Raw genomic sequence first — 20783 nt, forward strand, 5'->3', positions numbered from 1 at the left:
TCACGCGGCAGGCGACTTCCTCCTTCGCCGTCCACGCTATCTCAAGGGGCGGCGTTCTCCGCCCCGTCGTTTCTCGATTAGCTATCCGGTTGGAGGGTTATCTGGCAACCGGGATTCATGCGTAGAGCCGGATCAAAGGCGTTTTTCAGACCCATGATCATCCGCCGCTGCACGTCGGACAGCCGGCTTTCGAAATCGGAGCGCTTCAGGCGACCGATGCCGTGTTCGGCGCTGATGCTGCCGACATAACGGTCGAGCACCTCGTTCACCAATGTCTTCGACTTGTAGATAAAGGCCTCGCGCTCGTCCGGCGTCGAACCGTTGGGCGGCAATACGTTGAGGTGCACGTTGCCATCGCCGACATGGCCGTAGGAAACCGCCAAGCACTCCGGCAGCTTTTCCGCGAGTTCCGCTTCTGCCTCTGCGACAAATGCGGCCAGTTTTGACAATGGCACGGAAATATCGGTGCGCATGTGGCTGCCGCGCAGCGCCTGTCCTTCATTCATCCCTTCCCGGAACAGCCAGAGCGATTGCGCCTGCGCGCGGGAAGAGGCGATGACGCCATCCAGCACCAGCCCGTCTTCCATGACGCCTTCGAGGAAGCGCCCCATCAGGTCGGCCGTGTCTACCAGGCCGGAGCCTGAAATTTCCATCAGTACATAGGCCGGGTAATCGCCGGCGATCGGCATTTTGAGGTCGGGAATTGCCTCGATCGCCAGCGTGAAGGCGATCGGGGGCATGAATTCGAAGGCGGACATCAGGTCGCAGCATTCGCGGCGGGCGCGGCGGTAAAGCTTGATGGCGTCATCGAGCGAATTCAGGCCGAGCAGCGCCGTTTCGACATGTTCGGTATTGGGATAGAGTTTAACCGCAACGGCAGTAATGATGCCAAGCGTTCCTTCCGCGCCGATGAAAAGCTGCTTCAGGTCGATGCCACGATTATCCTTGCGCAGGGTCGAGAGGCCGTTCCAGATGGTGCCATCCGGCAGGACCACTTCGAGGCCAAGCACCAGTTCGCGGGTCATGCCATAACGCAGCACGTTGATGCCGCCGGCGTTGGTGGAAACATTGCCGCCAATACGGCAGCTGCCCTGCGCACCGAGCGAAAGGGGAAAGAACATGCCCTTGTCCTGCACCGCATCCTTGAACTCCGAGAGGATGCAGCCGGCTTCGACCACGGCAGAAAAATCGTCGCTGTCGATGGTGCGGATGGCATTCATGCGCTCAAGGCTCAGTACGACCTGATGGTCGGGCGCATCGGGAATGCTACCAAGTACCAGACCGGTATTGCCGCCCTGGGGAATGACTGCGAGGCCGAGTTCCGCGCAGACGCGGACGGTGTCGGATACTTCCTGCGTGGAGCGCGGGCGAATGACCGCAACCGCCGAACTGGTAACGTCGCCGTGCCAGTCCCGACAATATCGCAGCATATCTTCCTGCGATGTCAGCAGCAGAGCTTCACCCAGCCTATCCTTCAGCGACACCCGCAACTTTTCGATATCGTGTTCGCCCCCGATCGTCATTCCACCCTCTCCGTTCCATCCGCCCTGACAATTGGCGAGAGCCGTACCATTGTGTTTGATGGTGCCCTTGCTTTTGCCGGTTTGCGAAAAAATACTATTTTCAACCGGAGCATATAAGGTTATCAGACAACCTTACAAGCTAATTTATCGGTCTGTCGGCCGGTGAGGTATTTTTCGGTCTCGGGAGTACGACCGGGGCAAAGAGGAGGAAGACATGCATATCGCAATCATCGGCGCCGCAGGCATGGTTGGCCGCAAACTGACACAGCGCCTCGTGAAAGACGGAGCGCTCGGCGGCAAACCGATCGAGAAATTCACGCTCATCGACGTGTTCCAGCCTGAGGCGCCCGCTGGTTTTTCCGGGGCGGTTGACGGGCGCGCGGCCGATTTGTCGGCGCCGGGAGAAGCTGAACAGCTGGTCGAAGCCCGCCCGGACGTCATCTTCCACCTTGCCGCCATCGTATCAGGTGAAGCCGAGCTTGATTTCGACAAGGGCTACCGCATCAATCTCGACGGCACGCGTTATCTCTTCGATGCCATCCGCCTTGCCCATGGCAAGGATGGCTACAAGCCGCGCGTGGTCTTTACCTCCTCGATTGCCGTCTTCGGTGCGCCGCTTCCTTATCCGATCCCGGATGAATTCCATACCACGCCGCTCACCAGCTACGGCACACAGAAGGCGATCTGCGAGCTGCTGCTGTCCGATTACAGCCGTCGCGGTTTCTTCGACGGTATCGGCATCCGCCTGCCGACCATCTGCATTCGCCCCGGCAAGCCCAACGCGGCCGCCTCTGGCTTCTTCTCCAACATTCTTCGCGAGCCGCTGGTTGGTCAGGAAGCAGTTCTGCCAGTGCCGGAAAGCATTCGCCACTGGCACGCTTCGCCCCGTTCCGCCGTCGGTTTCCTTATCCATGGTGCGACTATCGACGTGGAAAAGGTCGGTCCGCGCCGTAACCTGTCGATGCCGGGCCTCAGTGCTACCGTTGGCGAACAGATCGAAGCACTGCGCAAGGTCGCTGGAGAAAAGGCCGTCGCCCTCATTCGTCGCGAGCCGAACGAGATGATCATGCGCATGTGCGAGGGTTGGGCCCCGGTTTCGAAGCCAAGCGCGCCCGCGAACTGGGCTTTACGGCCGAAAGCTCCTTCGAAGAAATCATTCAGGTTCACATCGAAGACGAGTTGGGAGGTTCCCTGAAATGAGTGTCAGCGGGGAGGAGAAGAAGCGGTCAGTCGCCTTTATCGGCACCGGCCTGATGGGGGGGCCGATGGCGCGGCGTTTGCTCAACGCCGGCTTTTTGGTGACGGTCTGGAACCGTAGCGCCGATAAGGCCGAAGCTCTTGTCGCTGACGGTGCGGTTGTCGCCGCATCTCCGGCAGAGGCCGCGAAGAACGCCGATATCGTCATCACCATGCTAAGCGACGGCGCTGCCGTCGGCGAGGTGCTGTTTGAGGCGGGGGTAGCCGACGCGCTGACCAAGGGTGCCGTCGTGATCGATAGCAGTTCGATTGCGCCGCCGATCGCGCGGGAGCATTCGTCGCGTCTCCAGGCGCTCGGCATTCATCACGTCGACGCACCGGTTTCGGGTGGTGTGCCGGGCGCGACGGCCGGGACGCTCGCCATCATGGCCGGTGGGGACGAGGCGTTGATCTCAGGTCTTGCGGATGTCTTCGCCCCGATGGGCCGGCTCACCTATGTCGGTCCTTCGGGCGCCGGCCAGCTCTGCAAGCTCGCCAACCAGCAGATCGTCGCCATCACGATTGGCGCAGTTGCCGAGGCGATGATGCTGGTGGAAGCCGGCGGAGCATCGCGTGAAGGTTTCCGCAACGCGATTCGTGGTGGGTTTGCCGAAAGCCGGATTCTTGAACTCCATGGCGAGCGCATGGTGAAGCGCAATTTCGTGCCGGGTGGTCCGTCCAAATTCCAGCTCAAGGACCTGAACGGCGTTCTGGCAACGGCGAAGGATCTCTCGCTCAACCTTCCGCTCACCCAGCAGGTCACGCGGGAATTCGATGACTTCGTTGGCGACGGCGGGGCCGATATCGATCACAGCGGCATCCTGCTTTATCTCGAAAAACTCAACAACCGCGAACGGGGCTGAAGCGATCTCATGAGCGATAAGACACCCATGCGCCGGCTGCGATCGCAGGACTGGTTCGACAACCCTGATCACCTCGACATGACGGCGCTCTATCTGGAGCGCTTCATGAATTATGGCGTAACGCCGGAAGAGCTTCGCTCCGGCAAGCCTGTCATCGGTATCGCCCAGAGCGGCAGCGACCTCACGCCCTGCAACCGGGTGCATGTGGAACTTGTCAAGCGGGTGCGCGATGGCATCCGCGACGCGGGCGGCATTCCGATCGAGTTTCCGACGCATCCGATGTTTGAAAACTGCAAGCGCCCAACGGCCGCCCTCGATCGCAATCTGGCCTATTTAAGCCTGGTTGAAGTGCTTTATGGCTATCCGCTTGACGGCGTCGTTCTGACCACCGGTTGCGACAAGACCACGCCTTCAGCGCTGATGGCGGCAAGCACCGTCGATATTCCGGCCATCGTCCTATCTGGTGGTCCGATGCTCGACGGCTATCATGATGGCGATCTTGTGGGTTCCGGCACCGTCATCTGGCGCATGCGCCGCAAGTATGGCGCTGGCGAAATCACCCGCGAGGAGTTTTTGCAAGCGGCGCTCGAATCGGCGCCCTCGGTAGGGCATTGCAACACCATGGGCACGGCCTCCACCATGAACGCCCTTGCGGAAGCGCTCGGGATGTCGCTCACCGGCTGCGGCGCCATTCCTGCCGCCTACCGCGAGCGAGGGCAGATGGCCTATCGGACCGGCCGTCGTGCCGTTGAACTGGTCGTCGAGAACATCAAGCCCTCTGACATCATGACGCGCGAAGCCTTCCTGAATACGATCCGCGTCAATTCGGCCATTGGCGGTTCCACCAATGCGCAGCCGCATCTGGCGGCCATGGCAAAACATGCGGGCGTCGAGCTGCGCGAAGAGGACTGGCAGGTCCACGGCTACGACATCCCGTTGCTGGCGAACGTTCAGCCGGCCGGCAAATGGCTGGGGGAGAAATATCATCGCGCCGGCGGCACGCCTGCCATCATGTGGGAGCTTCTGAAGGCTGGTAAACTCGACGGCAACTGTCCGACGGTGACCGGCAAAACCGTGGCGGAGAATCTGGAAGGCCGTGAATCGACCGACCGCGATGTGATCCTGCCCTACGACCAGCCGCTGAAGGAGCGCGCCGGTTTCCTCGTGCTCAAGGGAAATCTCTTCGATTTCGCCATCATGAAAACAAGCGTGATCTCGGCGGAGTTTCGCCAGCGTTATCTCAGCGAGCCGGGCCGCGAAGGCATTTTCGAAGGCAAATGTGTGGTCTTCGATGGTTCGGAAGACTATCACGCGCGCATCAACGATCCCTCGCTTGATATTGATGAGCGCACGATTCTCGTCATTCGCGGCGCAGGGCCGCTTGGATGGCCGGGATCGGCCGAAGTCGTCAACATGCAGCCGCCGGATGCCCTGTTGCGAAAAGGAATCACCAGCCTGCCCACGATCGGCGATGGCCGGCAGTCTGGAACGGCGGACAGCCCGTCCATCCTCAACGCCTCGCCGGAAAGTGCGGCCGGCGGTGGGCTGGCGTGGCTGCGCACCGGTGACGTAATCCGCATTGACTTCAACAAGGGTGAGTGCAACGCGCTGGTGCCGGATGAAGAGCTCAACGCCCGCAAGGCCGATGGCATTCCCGTCGTGCCTGCGGATGCGACGCCCTGGCAACGCATCTATCGCCGATCCGTCACGCAGCTTTCGGATGGGGCGGTGTTGGAAGGCGCTGCGGATTTCCGCCGGATTGCCGAGAAAATGCCCCGGCACAATCACTGACGACGATGACAAGTCCCCGGCCAAGACCGGGGATTTTTCTTTTCGAGGTGGTTTCGCGATTTGTTTTGACCTCCTAATGTACCGGCGAATCCACACGACATTCGCGGACTGGGGCAGGGCATGACAGATATTTCGATGATTGAGGCAGCGCGTCAGCGCATTGGCAACGAGGCGGTGCGGACCCCGCTGCTCACATCACCCTTTCTGGACGAAATTGCCGGACGAAAGCTTTTCGTGAAGGCGGAATGCCTGCAAAGGACCGGGTCTTTCAAGTTTCGTGGTGGGTGGTCGGCGGTGTCAGGCCTGCCGGCCGAGAAGCGCGCCAGGGGCGTGATCGCCTTTTCCTCCGGCAACCATGCGCAGGGCGTGGCGCTTGCGGCGAAACTGCACGGCGTTCCCGCCGTCATCATCATGCCGTCGGATGCGCCGAAGATCAAAATCGACAATACGCGCGCTTATGGCGCGGAGGTGGTGCTCTATGACCGGGCGCATGAAGACCGTGACGCCATTGGTGACCGCTTGTCGAGCGAGCGCGGGTTGACGCTGATCAGGCCTTATGACGAGCCACTGGTGATTGCGGGGCAGGGGACGGTCGGGCTTGAAATCGCCGAGCAGGGCGCCGAACTCGGCATCGATGCCGCCGAGGTTCTGGTTCCGTGCGGCGGCGGCGGCTTGACCTCGGGCATCTCTCTTGCGCTTGCCGTGAATGCCGCGAAGTACAAGGTGAGAACGGCAGAACCGGAGCGATTTGATGACGTGGCCCGTTCGCTGGCCGCAGGCAATATTGAGCGGAATGCAACGACATCCGGTTCGATCTGCGATGCGATCGTTACGCCGCAACCCGGTAACATCACCTTTCCCATCATGGTAAGGCATTGCGGCGAGGGCTTGGCCGTCACCGAGGAGGAGGCGCTGCGGGCAATGGTTCTTGCCTTCAACCGACTGAAGATCGTCGTTGAACCGGGTGGCGCGGTTGCACTTGCGGCGGCGCTGTTTCATGGCGATGAGCTGGAAAGCGAGACGGTGATTGCCGTTGCGTCAGGCGGTAACGTTGATCCGGGGATCATGGCTGACGCCCTCTCCCGCTTCGGCTGATTGACGGCGCTATCAGGTTTCAAGCCGTCTTGCGACTTCCGCGGCGATTGCCATCGAAGCGGTCAGCCCGGGGCTCTCGATCCCGAAGAGATTGACCAGGCCGGGCATGCCATGGGTTTCCGCTCCGTCGATGCGAAAGTCCATGGCGGGATCGTCCGGCCCGGAAATCTTCGGCCTTATGCCCGCATAGGCAGGCGCAAGAGCATCCTGCGGCAAGCCTGGCCAATAACGCTTTATCGCATCGCCGAAACCCTCCATGCGACGGGCATCGACGGCGTAGTCTATGGCGTCGACCCATTCCACATCAGGCCCGAACCGGGCCTGCCCGGCAAGGTCCAGCGTCAGGTGCACGCCAAGCCCGTGTGCGTGAGGCGCGGGATAGATCAACCGCGAAAAAGGCGATTTGCCTGCCAGCGAAAAATAGCTGCCTTTGGCAAAACGCGCCTGCGGGATCACCTCCGCCGGCAGTCCCTCTATCGCCCTTGCCACCATGGGCGCAACAAGCCCGGCGGAATTGACGAGCAGCCGGCAGGTGAGGCTCGCGGGCTCCCTGCCACCCACGAAAACGAGATAATGACCGCCCCTCGCTTCCGCTCTCTCGAACGGCGCGTTGAGAGCAAGTGCCGCCCCATGGTCTTCCGCCTCACCGAGTAGCGCCAGCATATAGCCGTGGCTGTCGATGATACCGGTGGAAGGGGACAGCAGTGCGGAGACGCAGGCAAGGGCTGGTTCGAGTGCACGGGCGTGCGTTGCCTCGATCAGTCGCAGATCGTCGCAGCCATTGGCTCTGCCTTTCTCGCGCAGCGCGGTAAGCAGCGGCGTTTCGTCATCGGTTGTAGCGACGATGAGCTTACCGCAACGGCGATGCGCGACGCCGTGCGTCCGGCAGAAATCATAAAGCCGTTCTTTTCCCTCGACACAGAGTTTCGCCTTGAGGCTGCCGGGTGGGTAATAAAGGCCCGCGTGGATGACCTCACTGTTGCGCGATGAGGTTGCCGAGCCAAATTCATTCGCGCTTTCGAGAATGATGACCGAACGACCACGCATCGACAGTTCACGGGCGATCGCAAGGCCAATGACCCCCGCTCCGATGATGATGGCGTCGATGTCAATCATATCGTCCTGCCATGCAAATTGCGTTTGAACAAACGTCCTGCCGCCGCGTTAATATTTGACGTTGGGTAGATTGATGCTTGTTGGGAGGCAAGTGGCGACCCCTATTTTTCCCGACAGGCGCTTCTTATAGAATTCTATCTCTCCTTAAACGGCGGGGAAGAGAGATATTGTTGATCCAAGATGAGCGATGCCCGCTTCAGATGGGCAAGCAGGAAGGGAGTGTACAATGTCTTATTCCAAGGCAGGAAAAGTAAAAGACTTTGTCTCGCAGCCCCAGTCGCCGCGTAGCTGGAGAGATTCGGTTCATGCGGCCCTCGTTGGCGTCTGCATGGCCTTCGTCGCCGCCGTCATTCTTGGTCTCGTTCCCTGATCCTCCCGATTTTGCCATCAGGGCTCGAAAGCCGGTCGCTCCTCCGACCGGCTTTTTTTATGTCATCGGGACTTTAGATAGTCCTCCGCCAGTTCCACCCAGAAAGCGGTTCCGAGCGGCAGGATATCGTCGTTGAAATCGAACTTCGGGTGGTGCAGGGGCGGATCGTTTTCGGTGCGCGCGGTGCCGAGGAAGAAATAGCAACCGGGCCGCTTTTCCAGCATATAGGCGAAGTCTTCCGCGCCCATCGACGGGCGCTTCATCTCTGCCACGTTTTCGGCACCCGCGAACCGGCGGGCGAGGTCGGCGACATAATCCGTTTCCGCCTTGTGATTGACGGTGGCGTTATAGCCGCGCTCGTAATCGACGGTGACGCTCATGCCATAGCTGGCCGCCTGGCCCTCGGCGATCGCACGAATGCGCTTTTCCAGCTCGTCACGCACGCCCGGATCGAAAGAGCGGATGGTCAGCAGCATCTCCGCTGTTTCGGGAATGACATTGCTGGCGGCGCCCGCATGGAACGCGCCGACGGTGATCACCGCCGATGATTGCGGATGGATGTTGCGGGATACCACCGTCTGCAGCGCCATGATGATGCTCGCGCCGGCAACGATTGGATCGGCCGCGTCCTGTGGTTCGGCACCGTGGCCGCCATAACCCTTGACGGTGATCTTGCATTCATCGACGGCGGCAAGGATCGGTCCGTCGCGCAGCACGAACTGGCCGAAGGGCAGGCCTGGATCATTATGCAACGCGAACACTGCATCGCAGGGGAAGCGCTCGAACAGGCCGTCCTCGATCATGATGCGGGCGCCGCCGAAGTTTTCTTCCGCCGGCTGGAAGATGAGGTGCAGCGTTCCGTCGAAATTCTTTCTTTCGGCGATGATCTTCGCCGCACCCAGCAGCATGGCCGTGTGCCCATCGTGACCGCAGGCGTGCATCACGCCCTGATTGATGCTCGCATAGTCCGCGCCCGTCTCTTCGTGGATCGGCAGCGCATCGATATCGGCGCGTATGCCAAGCCTGCGTTGGCTGTCACCGTTTCGCAGCGTCGCAACAATGCCGGTGCCGGCAAGACCGCGTGTTACCTCATAGCCCATTGTTTCCAACTGTTCGGCGATGAAATCCGAAGTCCTGAATTCCGAAAGGCCGATTTCCGGATTGCGGTGAAGGTGGCGGCGAATGGCAACCACGTCGGGCATGTGATTGGCGAAGGAAGCAATGTTTGCGGTCTGTCTGGTCATTTGCAAGTTCCTGGCTACGCCGTCCTTTTCCAGTGCGTTTCCCCTTGGACATATCAGGATGTGAAAGGATTCTAAAGTGCCCTTCGCCATAGCGAAAGCCCTTAAAATTCAGCGCTTGCATCCCGCCGCGACCGGTGGCATGGAACTATTGATGGTCTGGGGCATTAGCTTCCCTCGGATGTAGCGCGCGCCCCTTGGCGTGCGTTGCCCTTCAGGTCATCAGCGGGGGAATATCGGACTTTGCGCGAACAATCTTCGCTGTATGAGCGTGCGCGACTTCCCGAGGGAACGGCAGGGCCGGGCCACTCGATCCCGTTAATCTTGCGCCACACACCCTTCTCTGCTGAAGCCATCCGTGCCCTGTCCCCGCCTTTAAATGGTTTCGCCCGGTTCACCGAAGGTTCAGGATAGGTCATAAATATAGCGTGGCCCGTTTCGTGTGTGTTCCCTCCACGGACGAAATGCCGGTCAAGTCGAACAAGTATCCCTTAAGTTCAGAATACGAGCCCGATGTCATTTCATATCACCCCGACCGCCGCCGCCCGTGATTCCGAGACGAAGCAGATCGATCATAACGATTCGATCCGCGCGTCCTACATGACGATCGAGGAACTGCATGATGCCGGTGCCGCGCTGTCGCGCGATGGCGCAGACAGCCTCCCCGGTTTCATGGCGTTCGATTTCTTCGAGCGACATCGTGAAAACGAGAAGGAAATCCTGCGGGTCTATCGGACCACGGCCGTCGACGCGGAGAACGGGGCGACGATTACGCCGGCGGCGGAGTGGCTGCTGGACAACCATTACGTCATCGAAGAAGCGATCCAGGAAGTGCGCCGCGATTTTCCGCGCAAATTCTATCGTCAGCTGCCGACAATGACAGTGGGCGGGGTGACGATTCCGCGGGTCATGGCGCTCGGCTGGCTCTATGTCGCCCATACCCACAGCACGGTGTCGCGCGAAAACATGACGGCTCTGGTTGATGGCTACCAGACATCGAAGACGCTTCAGATCGGCGAGTTGTGGGCGCTGCCCTCCATCATCCGGTTCGTCCTCATCGAAAATCTTCGCCGTATCTCGATCCGCGTCGAACGTTCGCGCCGCATGCGCCAAAAGGCGAATGAGGTGGTGGATGAGATCATCCGGCTGAACGATGCCGAAGCTTCGGCGGCACTTCTGAAACAGGTCGATTCGCTGGTCGATGATCCGACTTTCGCGACGCAGTTCCTCTATCGTCTCCGCAACGGTTCGCAGACCTCTGGCTTCGCTGTCGCGTGGCTCGAAGAGCGTCTGCATGCCGCTGGCACCGATGCTGAAAACGTCATGATGTCGGAACATAACCGTCTGGCATCCGGCAATGTGACGATGGGCAATATCGTCAAGAGCTTGCGCGAAATCGACGATACAGAGTGGTCGGTCTGGTTCGAGGAAGTCAGCCATATCGACAAGGTCCTGCGCGAGGAGACCGACTACGAGGTTCTCGATTTCGGTTCGCGCAACACCTACCGCAACACCATCGAGCTTCTGGCCCGCCGCTCCCCCAAGAGCGAAGTCGAGGTGGCGCGCGCTGCCGTTGAGATGGCGCGGGCGGATACGCCTGAAGGCGCCGACGACAACCATCGCGTCAACGTCGGTTCTGTGCTCGTCGGCCAACGCCGCTTCGAGCTTGAAAAGGCCTTGGCCTATCGGCCGCTGGTGTCGCAGCACATCGTCCGCGCCATGCGCAAGTTCAACTGGCTGGCAATCGCGGCGCCTGTGCTGCTGATTACCGCCCTTGCCATGCTTGCCGTCGGCTGGTTCCTGGCCAATGCCGGAATGCCCTGGTATGTCGTTGCCGCTTTCCTGCTGATGTTTGCCCTACCGGCATCGGAAGGTGCGACCGGCCTTTTCAACACACTCGTCACCTTCTTCGTCAAACCCTTCCGCCTGGTCGGGTACGAGTTCAAGAGCGGCATTCCCGAGGATGCCCGCACGCTCGTCGCCGTGCCGTGCATGCTGACCAGCCGCGACAGCGTCGATGAGATGATGCGCAATATCGAGGTGCATTATCTCGCCAATCCGCATGGGGAGATTTACTTCTCGCTGGTGAGCGACTGGCGCGATGCTCAGTACGAGCAGTCAGACGACGATATCGAGATCCTCGACTATGCCAAGCGCGAGCTTGCGACGCTGAACAGCCGCTACGCCTTTGACGGCAAGACCCGTTTTTACCTGCTGCACCGTCGCCGCATCTACAATCCGGCGGAAGGCTGCTGGATGGGCTGGGAGCGCAAGCGCGGCAAGCTGCACGAGCTGAACATGCTGTTGCGCGGCGACAAGGACACGACGTTCCTCAGCGGCGCGAACATCGTGCCGGAAGGTGTCAAATATGTCATGACGCTGGACGCCGATACGCGCCTGATGCGCGATGCGGTGACGAAGCTTGTGGGCAAGATGCACCACCCGATCAACCGCCCGAAGATCGATCCGGTATCGGGCCGTGTCGTCGAAGGTTACGGCCTGCTGCAGCCTCGCGTCACGCCGTCGCTCACAACAGGCAAGGACGCGTCCGTCTTTCAGCGTGTCTTCTCGATCAACCGTGGTATCGATCCTTACGTCTTCACGGTTTCTGACGTTTACCAGGATCTCACCTCGGAAGGCACCTTCACCGGCAAGGGTCTTTACGATGTGGATGCGTTCGAAGCGGCTCTGAAGGGCCGTATCGAAGAAAACGCGATCCTCAGCCACGACCTGCTCGAAGGCTCCTTTGCACGTTGCGCGCTGGTGACCGATGTGGAGTTGGTCGAGGACTTCCCGACCCGCTACGAAGTCGAAGTGTCGCGCCAGCATCGCTGGGCGCGTGGCGACTGGCAGCTTCTGCCCTTTATTCTGGACAGCGCCCGTGGCGTGACTGCGATCGGTCGGTGGAAGATGGTCGACAATCTGCGTCGCTCTCTCACGCCGATCGCCTGGTTCTTCGCGTCGATCCTCGGCTGGTATTTCATGGACCCGCTGGGTGCGCTGATCTGGCAGATCCTGCTGATCTTCTCGTTGTTCGTAGCACCGACGCTCTCGCTGCTCTCCGGCCTCGTGCCGCGTTCGACCGATATCGTTCCGCAGGCGCATTTCCACACCATCTGGTCGGAAATCAGGGCGACCAATGCACAGGTTGCGCTGCGTATCGTCTTCATTGCCGATGCCGCCTGCATGATGACGGACGCTATTGCCCGTTCGCTTTACCGTCTGCTTGTCAGCCATAAGCTGATGCTGGAGTGGCGCACGGCCGCCAGCATGCAGTCCAGCGCGCAGGGAAGCATCATCGACTACTATCGCCAGATGTGGCATGCCCCTGTGGTCGCGATGCTCGGCCTGCTGTTTGCAGCGCTGCCGGGCGACAATGCCTTCCTGATCGGTATTCCCTTCACAGTCCTGTGGGTCCTGTCACCGGCCGTTGCCTGGTATGTCAGCCAGTCGGCGGAGACCGAGGACCGGCTGTTCGTTTCCGAGCACGTCTCCTTTGAGTTGCGCAAGATTGCCCGCCGCACATGGCGCTATTACGAGACTTTCGTAACGCCGCAGGAAAACCATCTGCCGCCTGACAATTTCCAGGAAACGCCGGAGCCGATCGTCGCTTCGCGCACCTCGCCCACCAATATCGGCGTGTATCTTCTGTCCGTCATTTCGGCGCGCCAGTTCGGCTGGATCAGCTTTGCCGATACGCTGGAGCGGATCGAAAACACGATCCAGACCGTCGAGAAGATGGAAAAATATCGTGGCCATCTCTACAACTGGTATCACACAGACACGTTGCAGACGCTTGGACCGCGCTATGTTTCGGCGGTGGATAGCGGCAACCTTGCCGGCCACCTGATTGCGGTGTCGTCCGCCTGCCGTGACTGGGCGGAAGCGCCTTCCGCGCATCTGCAGGGCAATCTGGATGGCATTGGCGATGTTGCCGGCATCCTGCGCGAAACGCTGAACGCCCTGCCCGACAACCGCAAGACCCTGCGTCCGCTGCACCGGCGTCTCGAAGAACGTATCATCGGCTTTTCCAATGCGCTGGCTTCCGTCAAGCGGGAGCATGAATTCGCCTCGATCCGCGTCATCAATCTCGCCGTGCTGGCGCGCGACATCCAGAAGCTCGCCACCAATGTGGACCACGAGGTAAATTCGACGCAAAGTGCGGAAGTGACGCGCTGGGCGCAATTGCTGGTGGAATGCTGTGAGGCGCATATTTCCGACAGCGCCATCGACCTCACCAACATGGAGCCGCTGCGCCAGCGTCTTGCGTCGCTACGCGACCGCAGCCGCGATCTCGCCTTCTCGATGGATTTCACCTTCCTTTACCGGAAGGATCGCCGACTTCTGTCAATTGGCTACCGCGTCGAGAGCAAGGAGCTGGATGAGGCCTGCTACGATCTTCTGGCGTCGGAATGCCGCCTGACCAGCTTGTTCGCCATTGCCAAGGGCGACCTGCCGACAGAGCACTGGTATCGTCTCGGCCGTCAGGTCGTGCCGATCGGTGCGCAAGGCGCGCTGGTGTCCTGGTCTGGCTCGATGTTCGAATATCTGATGCCGCCGCTCGTCATGCAGGAGCGTCAGGGCGGCATTCTCAACCAGACCAACAATTTGATCGTCAAGGAACAGATGAACCATGGCCGCCGTCTCGGCACGCCATGGGGCATTTCCGAAGCAGCGTTCAACGCCCGCGATCACAACATGAACTACCAGTACACCAACTTCGGTGTGCCGACCCTTGGCCTGAAGCGTGGGCTTGGCCAAAACGCGGTCATCGCCCCCTATGCCTCGATTCTGGCCAGCCAGTACGATCCTGATGGCGCGCTGGAAAACCTCGAAAAGCTGCGCAAACTTGGCGCACTTGGTCAGTACGGTTTCCACGATGCGGTGGATTTCACGCCGACACGCGTTCCGGACGGTAAGGTCTGCGCGGTGGTTTACAATTATTATGCCCACCACCACGGCATGTCGATTGCGGCTGTCGCCAACGTTGCCTTCGATGGAATGCTGCGTGAACTCTTCCACTCCGATCCGGTGATCGAGGCGGCCGAGTTGCTGCTGCAGGAAAAGGCGCCACGCGAAGTGCCCGTTATGAGCGCCAAATACGAGCCGGAAACCCCCGGCAAGGAACAGGCGGATCTGCTGCGCGCCGAAGTACGCACCATTGCCGACCCCGCCGTGCGTGACCGCGAGGTGGTGTTCCTTTCGAACGGCCATTATTCCACCATGCTCACCGCGACAGGTGCAGGTTACTCGAAATGGAACGGACAGGCGATTTCCCGCTGGAAGGCCGATCCGACAGAAGATCGCTGGGGAACGTTTATCTTCCTGCGCGACACAACGAACGGACAATGGTGGAGTGCGACGGCTGAACCACGCGTGGCCGAAGGTGAAAAGACCAAGACCGTCTTCACCGACGACAAGGCCGAGTTTCACAAGACCATCGGCGACCTGCAGAGCGTCGTCGAATGCATCGTCGCAACCGAACACGATGCCGAGGGGCGCCGGATCACCCTTCTGAACGTGGGCTCTGAGGATCGCTACATTGAAGTGACCTCCTACATGGAGCCGGTCATCGCGTCTGAAGACGATGACAATGCCCATCCGCTCTTCTCTCGGATGTTCGTCCAGACGGAAATTGGACGTCGCGGCGATGTCATCCGCGCCTGGCGTAACCGTCGCAGCCCGAACGAACCGGGTACCGTGATCGCGCATCTGGCCGCCGATAATGCCGGCCCGTCGCGGCCGACTGAATTCGAGACCGACCGTGCCAAATTCATTGGCCGCGGACGCTCGTTGCGTGAAGCGGCGGCATTCGATGCCGGCGCGACGCTCTCCAGCACGGACGGGTTCACGCTCGATCCCATTCTCTCGCTCCGCCGCACCGTACGCGTGCCGGCTGGCAAGAAGGTTAGCGTGATCTTCTGGACGATCGCCGCCCCGAGCCGTGAGGAAGTCGATAAGGCGATTGACCGTTACCGTCATCCGGATGCCTTCGCCCATGAACTCGTTCATGCCTGGACGCGCACACAGGTGCAGATGCGCCATGTGGGCGTCACCTCGCAGCAGGCGGCCGCCTTCCAGCATCTCGGCCGTTATCTGACCTATCCCGACATGCACCTGCGGGCGGATTCGGAAACGCTGAAGACGGGCTTGGCCTCGCAGCGCGCGCTGTGGCCGCTTGCCATCTCCGGCGATTTCCCGATCTTCAGCCTGCGCATCAATGACGACATGGATATGGATATTGCCCGTGAGGCGCTGAGTGCTCACGAGTATCTGCGGTCGCGTGGCGTGATCTTCGATCTCGTTATCGTCAATGAGCGGGCTGCATCCTACGCACAGGACATGCAGCACGCTCTGGATCATATTTCCGAGGCGCAGCGCCGCATCAATCCTGCCGATGGCGGTCGCCCGCACGTCTTCTCGGTCCGCCGCGACCTGATGGACGAAGAGACGTGGAACGCGCTTCTTGCCGCGTCCCGCGTCGTGCTGCACGTTCGCAATGGCAAGATCGTTGACCAGATCAACCGTGCCGTGTCGCTGTTTGCGGCGCATCGCGGTCCTGACGGCACCGGCGATGTTGCGCAGGCGCGTCTCCCTATGCCGGCCTTCCCGGTTGCGGAGCCGGTCGAAGATGCTGATGATCTCGATTTCTGGAACGGTTTCGGCGGCTTTTCCAGAGACGGCCGGGAATATGTCGTGCGCCTGCATGGTGGCCAGTCCACGCCACACCCATGGATCAATGTCATCTCGAACGAGAACTTCGGTTTCCATATTTCGGCAGAAGGCGCCGGTTTCAGCTGGAGCCGCAATTCCCGCGATTATCAGCTGACGCCATGGAGCAACGATCCGGTCATCAACCGGCCCGGTGAGGCTTTCTACGTCGCTGACGTGGAGACGGGAAAGCTCTATACGCCCTGCGCCGCGCTCTCGCGCGATCCGGAAGCTCTGTTCGAAACCCGTCATGGCCTCGGCTACTCGGTGTTAACTGGAACGGCCGATACGCTGGAGGTGGAACTGACTCAAACGGTTGACCGGGAGAAGCCGGTCAAGTTCTCGCAGGTCATCGTTCGCAACAAGGGCTCGAAAAGCCGCCGCCTGAAAGTGTATGCTTACGTGGAATGGGTGCTGGGAACCAACGGTCAGAAATCTGCGCCGTTCATCCTCAGCAGGCACGACGCCGGCAGCAATGCGATCTTTGCATCGAACCCCTACAGCATCGATTATAGCGATCGCACGGCGTTCCTCACGCTGGACAGCGAGGCGAGCGGTTTCACGACCAGCCGCCGGGAATTCATCGGCCGCTTCGGCTCCGCACAGGCTCCGCAGGGTATCGTGTCGGGAGCGGCGCTGAGCGGTAGCACCGAAGTCGACGGTGACCCCTGTGCAGTGTTGATGCAGGAGATCCACCTGAAGCCCGGCGAAGAACGGCATATGACCTTCATTCTCGGCGATGCCGATACTGCAGGGGAAGCCGAAGCGCTGGTGAAGGACGTTCGCCAGGCGGACTTCCAGGCGGTGCTCGAAGAGAACAAGGCGTTCTGGACGGGCTTTACCGGGCAGTTGCACGTGTCCACACCGGACGCAGGCTTCAACCACATGGTCAATAGCTGGCTGCCATATCAGGCGCTCGCCTGCCGTATCCTGGCCCGCACGGCCTTCTATCAGTCGAGCGGTGCCTTTGGCTTCCGCGACCAGTTGCAGGACACGCTGGCGTTCCTGCTGTACCAGCCGGATCTCGCCCGCAAGCAGATCCTGCGTGCGGCTGGCCGGCAGTTCCCGGAGGGTGACGTCCAGCATTGGTGGCTGCCGCTGACGGGCGCGGGCGTTCGTACGACGATTTCGGACGACGTTGTCTGGCTCGCCTATGCGATCAACCAGTATGTTTCCGCGACCGGCGATGTTGCCATCCTCGATGAAAGCATTCCCTTCCTGAAAGGGCCTGCGCTGATGCCTGGCCAGCACGATGCCTTCTTCCAGCCGGAAACCAGCGCCAAATCCGCGACGCTGTACGAACATGCTGCGCTTGCGCTTGATCTCGCCATTCACCGGACGGGGGAAAACGGTCTGCCGCTGATCCTTGGCGGTGACTGGAACGACGGGATGAACCGGGTGGGCGTCGGTGGCAAGGGCACCAGTGTCTGGCTTGGCTGGTTCCTGGCCGGGGCATTGCGCGATTTCATCGAGATTGCGGAAAAGCGCGGGGATAGCGACCGTGTCGGCAAGTGGGCATCGCATCGGGAAAAGCTGCGCAATGCGCTGGAAACAGCGGGTTGGGATGGCAGCTATTATCGCCGCGGCTATTTTGATGACGGCACGCCGCTTGGCTCAGCCAGTAGCGAAGAATGCCGGATCGATTCCCTCGGCCAGAGTTGGAGCGTTTTGTCCGGCGAAGGCGAAGAGGGGCGATCCCGCCAGGCGATGGACGCCGTCATGGAGCATCTTGTCGATGAAGAGACCGGCATTATCCGCCTCTTCACGCCAGCCTTCTCACGTGCACCGCATGATCCCGGTTATATCAAGGGATATCCGCCGGGCGTGCGCGAAAACGGCGGGCAATATACCCATGCAGCCACCTGGGTGGTGCTTGCGCTCGCCAAACAGGGCAGGGCGCAGGAGGCCTGGAACTGCTTCAAGCTTCTGAACCCGGTCAATCACGCGCTCGATGCGGCCTCATCGGAAACCTATCGGGTCGAGCCCTATGTGGTGACCGCAGATGTTTATGGCGAGGGCGCTTATGCGGGCCGTGGCGGTTGGAGTTGGTATACGGGTTCGGCCGGTTGGCTCTATCGCGCAGCGGTCGAGGGTATTCTCGGCGTTACCCGCACCGACGGCAACCTGCATGTCACGCCGTCTCTGCCAGCCGACTGGGATGGTTTCTCGATAAAGGTCACGCTTGACGGTAAGACAAGAAATATTGCCGTTACACGCAAGACTGGCTCGGAGGACATTACCGTGTCCGTCGATGGAAAAGATTTGGCGGCCGGTGACAGGGTGATCCCGTTCGACTGATGCGACAAGGGCATGTCCGCGCTTAATGCTGGGCCTCTGCGGGATGCAGGGGCCCTTTTTTGTGGTGCCCTCCCGGTCAGCTTCAGGGCGTGGCCGGATAACAGGTCCAGCGCGGCCTCCTTAACTTTAGAGCTGGAAGGCCCCGCTAAGCAGGACGTGAGCCAAGATCAGTGAGCTGCATGGCGAGGTCACGATATTCACGCTCCCCTTTCACAAGCAGGGTCCTCGCGAGTGCGTCCTGGCCTCACCCGTTTTGTGGGCGAAGCGGACCTGCGTGAGCCATTTTGCAAAGCCGTCTTGACGTCCGCGTCCGCGTCCGCGGGGTGGTGACATCTTCGAAAGATCGAAAGAAAGCGATCGTTGTCCTTCAAACACGTCATTCGCAGAAGCCGAGCTGCTTACATTTTCGCCCATTCTTTGCTGGCCTTGTCGTGTTGGCAGGCGCGCGCTGGGCATCCTTGTTCGAATTGCACACTTTATCTCGCTGCCGTTTCGTCGGCTTTCGGGAAATCTGCTTCCCATTGGCCAGACCGACTTTTGGCTATCGAATTTGCTGACTGGTGCTCCTTGACCGCAGGCAGCGATGCGTCTGGTAGATAAAGCGGGAATAAAAAAGGGCGGACATTGCTGTCCGCCCCCGCTTTCGCCCTGGTCCATCCTCAGGAGGCTATCGCCTTCGGTCGGTTTTGCTGGGCTTCGTCTTCCGTCAGCAGGCCGCTGGTGCGCAGCAGCGATGTGAAACGTCCACCGCGCTGGCTGAGTTCATCGAAGGTACCCTTTTCGATGACCCGGCCCTGATCGAGGAACAGCACGAGGTCGGCATCACGCACCGTGGAAAGCCGGTGAGCGATGATGAATGTCGTGCGGTTCTTTCTCAGCGCGTCGACAGCGGCTTTCACGCGGGCTTCGGTTTCAACGTCCAGCGCACTGGTTGCTTCGTCCAGAACAAGGATAGGCGCGTTCTTGAGGATGGCGCGGGCGATGGCGATACGCTGGCGCTCGCCGCCTGACAGACGGTTGCCGCGCTCGCCGACCTGCGTCAGGTAGCCGTTGATGCGGCTGTCGATGAAGTCCGTCGCTGCTGCCGCTGCTGCCGCCTCCACCACTTCCGCATCGGTGGCGGTCTCCCGGCCGAGGCGAATGTTTTCACGGATCGAGCGGTTCAGCAGGCCGGCATCCTGGAAGACGGTCGCGATGGAATTGCGCAGTGAGTTTTTCGTCACCGTTGAAATATCGGTACCGTCGATCAGGATCTGGCCGGAATCCGGATCATAAACGCGCTGCAACAGGTTGATGAGCGTGGTCTTACCCGCACCGGTCGGCCCAACGATCGCAATCGTTTCGCCGGCCTTCGCCGTAAACGACACGTCGTGAACGCCCTGTTTGGTATTGGCGAAACCGAAATTGACGTTGCGGAACTCGACCGTACCGGAGACATTCGACAATTCGCGGGCATCGCCGGGTTCTTCGCGTTCTTTCACGGAATCTTCCAGAACGAAGAAGTCCTCAAGCTTGGCACGTGCCTCGAAGATCTGCGTCACGAACTGGCGCATCTGGTCGAGACGGCCGATCAGCAGATTGGCGAAACCGATGAAGGCGATCACGTCACCGACGCGGATTTCGCCATTCTTTACCAGCACCGTGCCGATGACGAGGATGATCATCATCGAAACAGTGGAGGCCGTGCGGTTCAGCGCACTGGCGAATGCCCACCAGTCGAGTACCGGATATTGAGCGCTCAGCAGCTTTTCCGTGAAGGATTTCAGAGCCTTCGTTTCCGCCTCGATACGGTTGTAGCTGTGCAGGACCGAAACGTTGCTGATGGAATCGCTGACATGGGCAAAAACGCTGTGATAGTGTTCTTCCACGGAGGCCTGGCCGTCCTTGGTGCGGCTCATCACCCACTTGCCGATGAACCAGTAGACGATGCCGAGGCCGATCAGCACGAAGCTGAGGCGCAGGTCCATGGACATGGCGGTCGGCACGAGTAGAACCAGCGCAACGAAGGTCGCAAGGTGCGTGCGCATGAATTCGAGCCAGAGGCCGAAGAGCGTTTCGCTTGCGCGCAGCAGGGTATGCAGCGCATTGGACGTGCCACGCTGATGATGCCAGGAAAGCGGCATCGAAATAATGCGGCCGAAGGCTTCCGTCAGGAGCGACGCCCGCCTGCCATGGGCAAGCCTGTCCGCCTCGCGGGCAACCGCGACATAGGCCACGGTGTTGAAGACGCCAAAACCCGCCCAGAGGATAAGGATGGACGTGACGTTGGAGCCGGAAGAGATGGCGTCGATGATACGGCCGAACAGAACGGGTTCGGCGATGGTGATCGCTGCAAGAATGACGTTGGCGATGACGACAACAGCCACACGCCATTTATGAACGGTCAGATAGCGCAGGGCGCGCGTGTAAACCTGAAACAGGGTCAAATTTTCAATCCAGTCTGAGCGTCTTTACAAGCGGTTTGGTGTTCGGATCAGAACAAAGCTACTTTAGCAATGTTGCATGGTCCGGCGAATTTTGTGTAATTATCGCTCTTTCA

General features: G+C 60.2%; 9 protein-coding genes and 1 pseudogene. 6 read left to right on the plus strand and 4 right to left on the minus strand.

Annotated elements, in window-relative coordinates:
* Positions 1–77: 77 nt before the first annotated feature.
* Positions 78–1523 carry an FAD-binding oxidoreductase gene (locus tag AT6N2_RS10930; protein ID WP_209086681.1) on the minus strand — a complete coding sequence of 482 codons (1446 nt, stop codon included), beginning with the start codon at positions 1521–1523 and terminating at the stop codon, positions 78–80.
* 214 nt (positions 1524–1737) lie between these two features.
* On the opposite strand from AT6N2_RS10930, the pseudogene denD reads away from it, so the two are divergent.
* From denD to AT6N2_RS10950, 4 genes and pseudogenes are all read left to right on the plus strand, one after another.
* Positions 1738–2723, plus strand: a pseudogene (denD, locus tag AT6N2_RS10935) (D-erythronate dehydrogenase).
* Positions 2720–3622, plus strand: coding sequence for an NAD(P)-dependent oxidoreductase (locus tag AT6N2_RS10940; protein ID WP_209086690.1), 903 nt, complete (start codon positions 2720–2722; stop codon positions 3620–3622). Before denD ends, AT6N2_RS10940 begins: the two are co-directional and overlap by 4 nt.
* A 9-nt stretch (positions 3623–3631) precedes the next feature.
* A complete protein-coding gene (locus AT6N2_RS10945) occupies positions 3632–5413 on the plus strand; it encodes an IlvD/Edd family dehydratase (protein ID WP_209086692.1) in 1782 nt (593 codons plus the stop codon).
* Positions 5414–5533: 120 nt separating this feature from the next.
* A complete protein-coding gene (locus tag AT6N2_RS10950; RefSeq protein ID WP_209086694.1) occupies positions 5534–6508 on the plus strand; it encodes a threonine ammonia-lyase in 975 nt (324 codons plus the stop codon).
* 12 nt (positions 6509–6520) lie between these two features.
* Here AT6N2_RS10950 and AT6N2_RS10955 read toward each other — a convergent pair whose 3' ends face one another.
* Positions 6521–7624, minus strand: coding sequence for an NAD(P)/FAD-dependent oxidoreductase (locus AT6N2_RS10955; protein ID WP_209086702.1), 1104 nt, complete (start codon positions 7622–7624; stop codon positions 6521–6523).
* A 226-nt stretch (positions 7625–7850) separates the two neighbouring features.
* Between AT6N2_RS10955 and AT6N2_RS10960 the strand changes: the two genes are divergently transcribed.
* Complete coding sequence (locus tag AT6N2_RS10960) at positions 7851–7994, plus strand: hypothetical protein (protein WP_077225180.1); 144 nt, start codon at positions 7851–7853, stop codon at positions 7992–7994.
* Positions 7995–8056: 62 nt separating this feature from the next.
* On the opposite strand, the gene AT6N2_RS10965 is transcribed toward AT6N2_RS10960, so the two are convergent.
* Positions 8057–9238, minus strand: coding sequence for a M20 aminoacylase family protein (locus AT6N2_RS10965; RefSeq protein ID WP_209086704.1), 1182 nt, complete (start codon positions 9236–9238; stop codon positions 8057–8059).
* Positions 9239–9748: 510 nt separating this feature from the next.
* On the opposite strand from AT6N2_RS10965, the gene AT6N2_RS10970 reads away from it, so the two are divergent.
* Complete coding sequence (locus AT6N2_RS10970; protein ID WP_209086706.1) at positions 9749–18244, plus strand: GH36-type glycosyl hydrolase domain-containing protein; 8496 nt, start codon at positions 9749–9751, stop codon at positions 18242–18244.
* A 659-nt stretch (positions 18245–18903) separates the two neighbouring features.
* On the opposite strand, the gene AT6N2_RS10975 is transcribed toward AT6N2_RS10970, so the two are convergent.
* Positions 18904–20670, minus strand: coding sequence for a glucan ABC transporter ATP-binding protein/ permease (locus AT6N2_RS10975; RefSeq protein ID WP_209086715.1), 1767 nt, complete (start codon positions 20668–20670; stop codon positions 18904–18906).
* Positions 20671–20783: the final 113 nt, after the last annotated feature.

Origin of the sequence: Agrobacterium tumefaciens, from assembly GCF_017726655.1 — a bacterium.
Lineage (GTDB): Bacteria > Pseudomonadota > Alphaproteobacteria > Rhizobiales > Rhizobiaceae > Agrobacterium > Agrobacterium tumefaciens_B.